Here is a 6,701-nt window from a genome sequence, read left to right as displayed (position 1 = left end):
CGCAGGATGCCAACCTGAGAACTGCCAAAAGCTCCTCCTTCTCTGCACAGGGATGGATGTTTACCAAATACGACAAATTCGGGAGGGTGGTCTACACGGGCTTCTACCCTTCTGCAGATACCCGGACAACAGTACAGAATTATGTGAATGCACTTTCTGCCAATCCCGGAAACAATGAAGCCAGAACGTCCGCTTCCTTCTCTTCCGACGGAATGGATATTTTCTATTCGCAGGATGCCTTTCCGTCTGCGGGAATTAAGGTACTGACTGTTAATTACTACGATACCTATCCTGTGTACAGCTTCAATCCGGCATTTCCGGCGACGGTAATGGGCAAAAGCATTATTACCGATGCCCAGAATGCCCCCATCAGCACCAAAGCCCTGCCGACCATGAGCCTGGTAAAAAATATTGAGGACAATAACTGGACGAAAAGCTATGTGTACTATGATGATAAAGCAAGGGCGGTTTCTTCCTACTCCATTAACCATCTCGGAGGTTATACAAGAACAGAATCTGAGCTGGATTTTGCAGGGGTGGTAAAACAGACGAAAACCTACCACAAAAGGCTGGATACCGATACCGAAAAGGTGATTTCCCAGGTTTTTGAGTACGATCCCCAGAACAGGGTGAAAAAAGTATGGCACCAGGTGAACAGCCAGCCACAGGAGCTTCTTGCCGAAAACAGCTACAACGAGCTTTCCCAGCTTGCCGGTAAGAAGGTGGGCAACAACCTGCAAAGCATAGAATATACCTACGATGTCCGTGGCGCACTCACCAAAGTGAATGATCCTGCCAATCTGGGCACAAAGCTCTTCGGGTATGAGCTGAAGTACTTTAATCCTGAAAATACCGGCAGCTCGACAGGAAAATACAATGGCAATATTGCAGAGGTAACCTGGAAAACCGCAACAGACGGGGTAAAAAGAAGATACAATTACCAGTATGATGCCCTGAACAGGCTGAAAAATGGAATTTATTCCGAGCCTGAAACTTCTCTGCCGCCGAGTAATTTCTACAACGAATCGGTGACGTATGACATGAACTCCAACATTCTTTCTCTGCAGAGGTTTACCAAAGGAAGTGCAGGAACAGCGCTGCGGATAGATGACCTTACCTACACCTACACCGGAAACAGGCTGAATTCTGTAAAAGATGGCTCCACCAACTACAGTGGGTATCCCGATACCTCCGGAGCTGCCATGTCTTATGATGCCAACGGAAACATGAAGGATCATAAAGACAAAGGGATTTTACAGATCGATTATAACTTCCTGAACCTGCCGAAATACATTAAATTCAATGAATATATTGTAACCCGAGGCGGGGGAATTTATGTAAATACCACCTACACTTACCGTGCAGACGGAACAAAGCTCCGTAAAGAATACAACTACAAAGTAGGAGCTAATTTTACACTAAGCAAAAAAACAACAGATTATCTCGACGGCTTCCAGTATGAAACAGAGAACAACGTTCTTGCTCTAAAATTTGTCCCTACTGCGGAAGGATATTACGATTTTGAAAAAAATCAGTATATTTACAGCTATACAGACCATTTGGGGAATATTAGAGTAAGCTACTTTAAAAACACCAATGGCAGCGCAGAAGTTCTTGAAGAAAACAACTTCTATCCTTTTGGGATGAAGCATGAAGGATATAACCAGACGACAGGAAATCCGGCATACAGCTACCAGTATAACGGAAAAGAGTTACAGAAGGAAACCGGATGGAGCGATTACGGGGCAAGAATGTACATGAGCGATATTGCAAGATGGGGCGTGATAGATCCTTTGGCTGAAACATCCCGCAGATTTACTCCTTACAATTATGCTTATAACAACCCGATACGATTTATTGATCCGGATGGTAGAAAGGCTGTTGCACCTGAAGAGTTTACAAGTTTTGTTCCTACTGGAGGTTTTATGGAATATTTTGCCAATGGAGGACGTGGAGGAAAAACTGTTGTAAAACTATTTGGTCCTCAAGATGGTTTAGGCGCTTTTTATAATACAGAAGCTTCCGGTGGTGGAGGTGGTAATGGAAAAAGTGATCAAAATAAAAAAAAGAAAGAGGGTCCAAACATTGTACAAAGAATCGGGAATTTCCTTAGTAGACTTTTTAGTTCTAAAGGAGCTGGAATAAAAACAATTTTACCCGGCGCATCGGTTTCTTATAGTTTGCAGACAGGAGAAATGGAGGGGTCTTTTGATAGAGGATCCAGACTTTTTGGATTAATTAGAAACGCTAATTTAAATGCTAATGGAGAAAGTCCATTAGAGCAGTATAGAGGTTGGAGAGATAACCCATCCTATAACGCAGGGGAAAGTTGGCTGGATCGATTTGCCAGAAACGTGAACAGTAGCCACATGGAGATTCTTAAGGATGAAGGAAGTGGTGGTGGACTAATGTATGGAGGATTTGGACGTGGTATTGCTGTGGCAGAAGAAACGGCTGGTATAGAAAGTTCTATAGTCAATCTTACGGAGGAGACTTTTACACAAGCATTATATAACGGAGCGGAAAATGTAAATGGGTATTCTGTTTATGGTACCAAAGGGTTAGTGGGAAACACATTTAATCGAAATATTTTTTTATTAGAAGCATCTGGAAGCAAAAGTTTATCTGGTTTTAGGACTTTAGTTGGTGGTATGGAGGCAGAAGCTATTAGCGCTGGAGCTACTAAAATTTCTATTTATGGCTCATCAGTAATTAATAAGGGGTTTTTAAATTCTGGAATAGCCCAAAGATTTGGCTATTCTTTTGAAAAGATTGGTACTGGAGTTGTTTTACAAAAGGCTTTAAAATAATAAATTACTATGACAAAAGATAAATCATTAGTCTATCTTTCTATTTTTAAAAGAAAAGGAGGAGAAGGAATTAAAACAAAAATAATTAATATAGATAATGAAAATCAATTTAAAATATTGTTTTCTCATTTGTCTGACCAAGAAAAACCATTAATTATTTTGTTCGAAAATATTTCGAATTGGACTTTATTAACAAATAAAAAAATATTAATTAATAAACAAGATAAATTTTCAGATATAAAAATAAATGAAATTATAGAAGTTCGACCAGCTTTAGAAGAAGAATTAAAAGATGGTATATCCAACAAGAATGATTTTACAAGATTAAAAATAAAACTAAAAAATCAAGATTATATTATTATTGATTTAGAAAAAGGTAAACCATTTGAGGGTTTATATCAAGTTTTACATTTTATTAAAAATGATAATATCTCCGATAACGCAGATTTATAACCCGATCTCGCGGATTTGTAATCCGTGAGCAATAATAAAAGAGGCTGTCTCAAAAGGACAGTCTCTTTGCTTTGTAATTTAGTTTCGCTTTCTAATAGAAAATGAGACGACAAATCTTAAAGAATTATTTTCAATAAAAAAGGGAAAAGCACAATATTTTATTGATTTAAACTTATACTTTTGAAAACAATAAAGACCATTTAGGGATCACCTCAACGGCAGCGCAGAAGTTCTTGAGAAAAACAACTTCTACCCTTTTGGGATGAAGCATGAAGGATATAACCAGACGACAGGAAATCCGGCATACAGCTACCAGTATAACGGAAAAGAGTTACAGAAGGAAACCGGATGGAGCGATTACGGAGCAAGGATGTATATGAGCGATATTGCAAGATGGGGCGTTATTGATCCACTTGCCGAAAAGATGAGAAGGTATTCGCCTTACACTTATGCATACAACAATCCTATTAGGTTTATTGATCCGGATGGTAGAAAGCCTGTTTCTCAGGGAGAGGAGTTCCAGTTGAGAGTTCCCGAAGGTGGAATGGCGATGTATTTTGCTAATGGCGGAAAGGGCGACAGAGCCTCTCTTATAAATTACACAGGAAATCAGGATCATATGGGCGAAATGTTTGATATGATGGAAGCTGCCTGTGGTGGAGGAAGTGGAGGAAGTAGCGCTAGTGCTGAAGATAATATTGATTCCTTTGTGAGAAACGGTGTTTCTTATGAAGTCGCTGTAAAGATTAGCCAGAATGGTGCAATATCTTTTGATGATTTCGCCGGTTCAGGAAATTATTTTAAAGGTATTGATTTTTCCAGATATGGGAATATTAATGATGAAGAACCTGTAAAGTTCTTTGGTAAAAATGATGACCCTGTATTCCATAAAAAGTATGATCGAATGTATAAAAGATATAAGAATACTAAAGGAGATGGAGTTTTTAGAGTATATGGACATGGTAATTTAAACATGATATGGAATGAAGATACAAAAATATTCAATGCAGAAGATTTTGATAAAGCTATGATAGCTAAAAATAAAAATTGGGCCAATGTAGATAAATATAAACATCCAATCTTAATATTGTATTCTTGTCTTTCAGCAACAGATGCAGGTAAAGATGGATCTATAGCAAAACAAATCTCAAAAGCACATCCGAGACTGATGGTTGTTGCATTTAGAGGTTTTGTAATGTATGATTCAAGCATTACAGGAATTAAAAATGTTAGTAGATCACAAAAAAATATAGATGACAACGGACTCATTGTTTTTTACAGAAATGGACAAGCCCTTCATGGCTATTATTATAAAGATTTTTTAAAAAAATATCCAAATTTTAATTAAATGAAAAACTTAATATTTTTATCTGTTTTATTTTTATTTTTAAGTTGTAACAATAAAGATAAATCTAAAAAGAATATACATCTTAAAAATGTATTGAATGAAAAGCAAACAGACAAGTATGTTCCTTATGTAGATAGCGGCTTTGATTTTAACGATAAAACGTTAAAAGAAAATCTTAATAAAGCGATATATAAAGGTGACACCATAGCATATAACACAGCCTGTAAGCAATATGCTATAGACGGTAGATATAAGGAATTTTTATATTATGCCATATTAATGGCAGAAAAGAATAATTATCGTGATGCATATTGGGATATCTCAAATATCTTAAGTTTTGAAGATGATCATCCATTATTTGATAAATTTCAAAGTAAGTATGGAACATATTCAATATTAAAAGCATACGAATTAGGACAAAGAGGAGCTAGATCGTCAATGAAATATGTTTATACTGATAAAGGAAACCCAATTCCTTCGTCATCATCTGTTTATTGTTCTGAGTAGCAGTAAGCCCCCTGAACCGATCTCGCGGATTTGTAATCCATGAGCAATAATAAAGGAATCCGTCTCACAACTGAGGCGGATTCTTGTTATTTAGTAAACCCCGATATCTCCTGAACCAGCCGAGTCTATTGATATTTAATCAGACTTATATTCCAAGAGTTCTTTCCCGCCCGGTAAATATCCGTGCTTTTTATCAGTATAGCGCATCAGGAGAAAAGCTCCGAAAAATGTATATTCATAAAAACCCTGCCGGATCCGGACAGGAAACTGTTACCACAGATTATTTAAATGGTTTTCAGTATGAATCTAAACAGATCAATTCAGCTCTGGTTGCTGCCACTTTAAAATTTGTTCCTACTGCGGAAGGATATTACGATTTTGAAAAAAATCAGTATATTTACAGCTATACAGACCATTTGGGGAATATTAGAGTAAGCTACTTTAAAAATACCAATGGCAGCGCAGAAGTTCTTGAGGAAAACAACTTCTACCCTTTTGGGATGAAGCATGAAGGATATAACCAGACAACAGGAAATCCTGCCTACGGCTACCAGTACAACGGTAAGGAATTGCAGAAGGAAACCGGATGGAGCGATTACGGAGCAAGAATGTACATGAGCGATATTGCAAGATGGGGCGTCATAGATCCGCTTGCCGAGCTGATGAGAACTTATTCTCCTTACACTTATGCATACAACAACCCGATAAGTTTTATCGATCCCGATGGTAGAAAGCCGGTTACCCCGGATCAGGAAGGCGTAGGAGGCTTTGCAGCAGGCGGTTTCGCATCTTATTTTGCGGGTGGCGGATCAGGAAGTGTAAAAGCTTTACATACATTTTTTGGCTCCGAAGATGGATTAGGTGCTTTTTATAATACCGGAGCTTCTAGCGGAGGTGGCGGTGGAAGTTACTCCACCTTTGGACAGACTCCTGCGTACGCTGCAATGATGAATGCCTGGCGAAATGGACAAAGCTTTAACCTTGTCAACAGTGGTGGATACTTAAAGTGGTGGACAGATCTGGGACATGAAAAGGAAGGTTTAATAGGCACTTTTAATGCATGGAGGTTAAACCCTTATAAGTATGATTCCGAAATGCACAAAAACTCCCAAACCCTCAGATCTTGGTCTGGTTATGCTTTCTCGGCTAATAAATTTGTTTTCCAGCCTGCTGCAGAAAGAGCCTTATTATATGGAGCAGGCGAAGCGTATTCTACTACCAACCTTGTTTTTGAAAAGGCATTGCCAAAGCTTATAAGTTCAAGGAGAATATATGTGCCACTTATGGAAATAAGCGTCAAAAATGCTCAAAGATTAGCAGTAGGAACCAAAGTTGCAGGTAGAGTTTTAGGAGGGGGAGCATTAATTTTAGCAAGTGTTGATATGGCTCAGATGTAAGTCTCCCCTAAGGTTGGACAGAATTATACCCTCATTTTGTTTTGTAAAACTATAAAATATTTCATTGCGGTGATGTTGGTGTTGAATGATTTTGTTGGAAAGGAGAAAACTCGGAGATGGAATTCTGTTTAGACGAGTTTTCCTTTTTCAACAAATATTGCATTGGAGAAAGATTCTGTAAACTTT

At 38.1% G+C, this 6,701-nt stretch carries 5 protein-coding genes; all 5 read left to right on the top strand.

The window, feature by feature from the left end; translation table 11 throughout:
- Positions 1-2,810, top strand: a 2,810-nt coding sequence (locus WFK35_RS19210) for an RHS repeat domain-containing protein (RefSeq protein WP_336733958.1), incomplete at its 5' end; no start/stop codon positions are given.
- Positions 2,811-2,819: 9 nt separating this feature from the next.
- Positions 2,820-3,263: a hypothetical protein gene (locus WFK35_RS19205; protein WP_336733956.1), complete on the top strand. Its 444-nt coding sequence runs from the start codon at positions 2,820-2,822 to the stop codon at positions 3,261-3,263.
- 262 nt (positions 3,264-3,525) lie between these two features.
- Entirely contained in the window at positions 3,526-4,611 is a 1,086-nt protein-coding gene (locus WFK35_RS23300; protein ID WP_442892085.1) for an RHS repeat domain-containing protein, read from the top strand.
- Entirely contained in the window at positions 4,612-5,118 is a 507-nt protein-coding gene (locus WFK35_RS19195; protein ID WP_336733954.1) for a hypothetical protein, read from the top strand.
- Between the two features lie 83 nt (positions 5,119-5,201).
- Positions 5,202-6,515: an RHS repeat domain-containing protein gene (locus WFK35_RS19190; protein ID WP_336733952.1), complete on the top strand. Its 1,314-nt coding sequence runs from the start codon at positions 5,202-5,204 to the stop codon at positions 6,513-6,515.
- Positions 6,516-6,701 lie beyond the last annotated feature (186 nt).

The organism is Chryseobacterium sp. VD8 (assembly GCF_037149975.1).
In the GTDB taxonomy this organism is placed as follows: domain Bacteria; phylum Bacteroidota; class Bacteroidia; order Flavobacteriales; family Weeksellaceae; genus Chryseobacterium; species Chryseobacterium indicum.
This window is presented reverse-complemented; position numbering and strand designations above follow the sequence as displayed.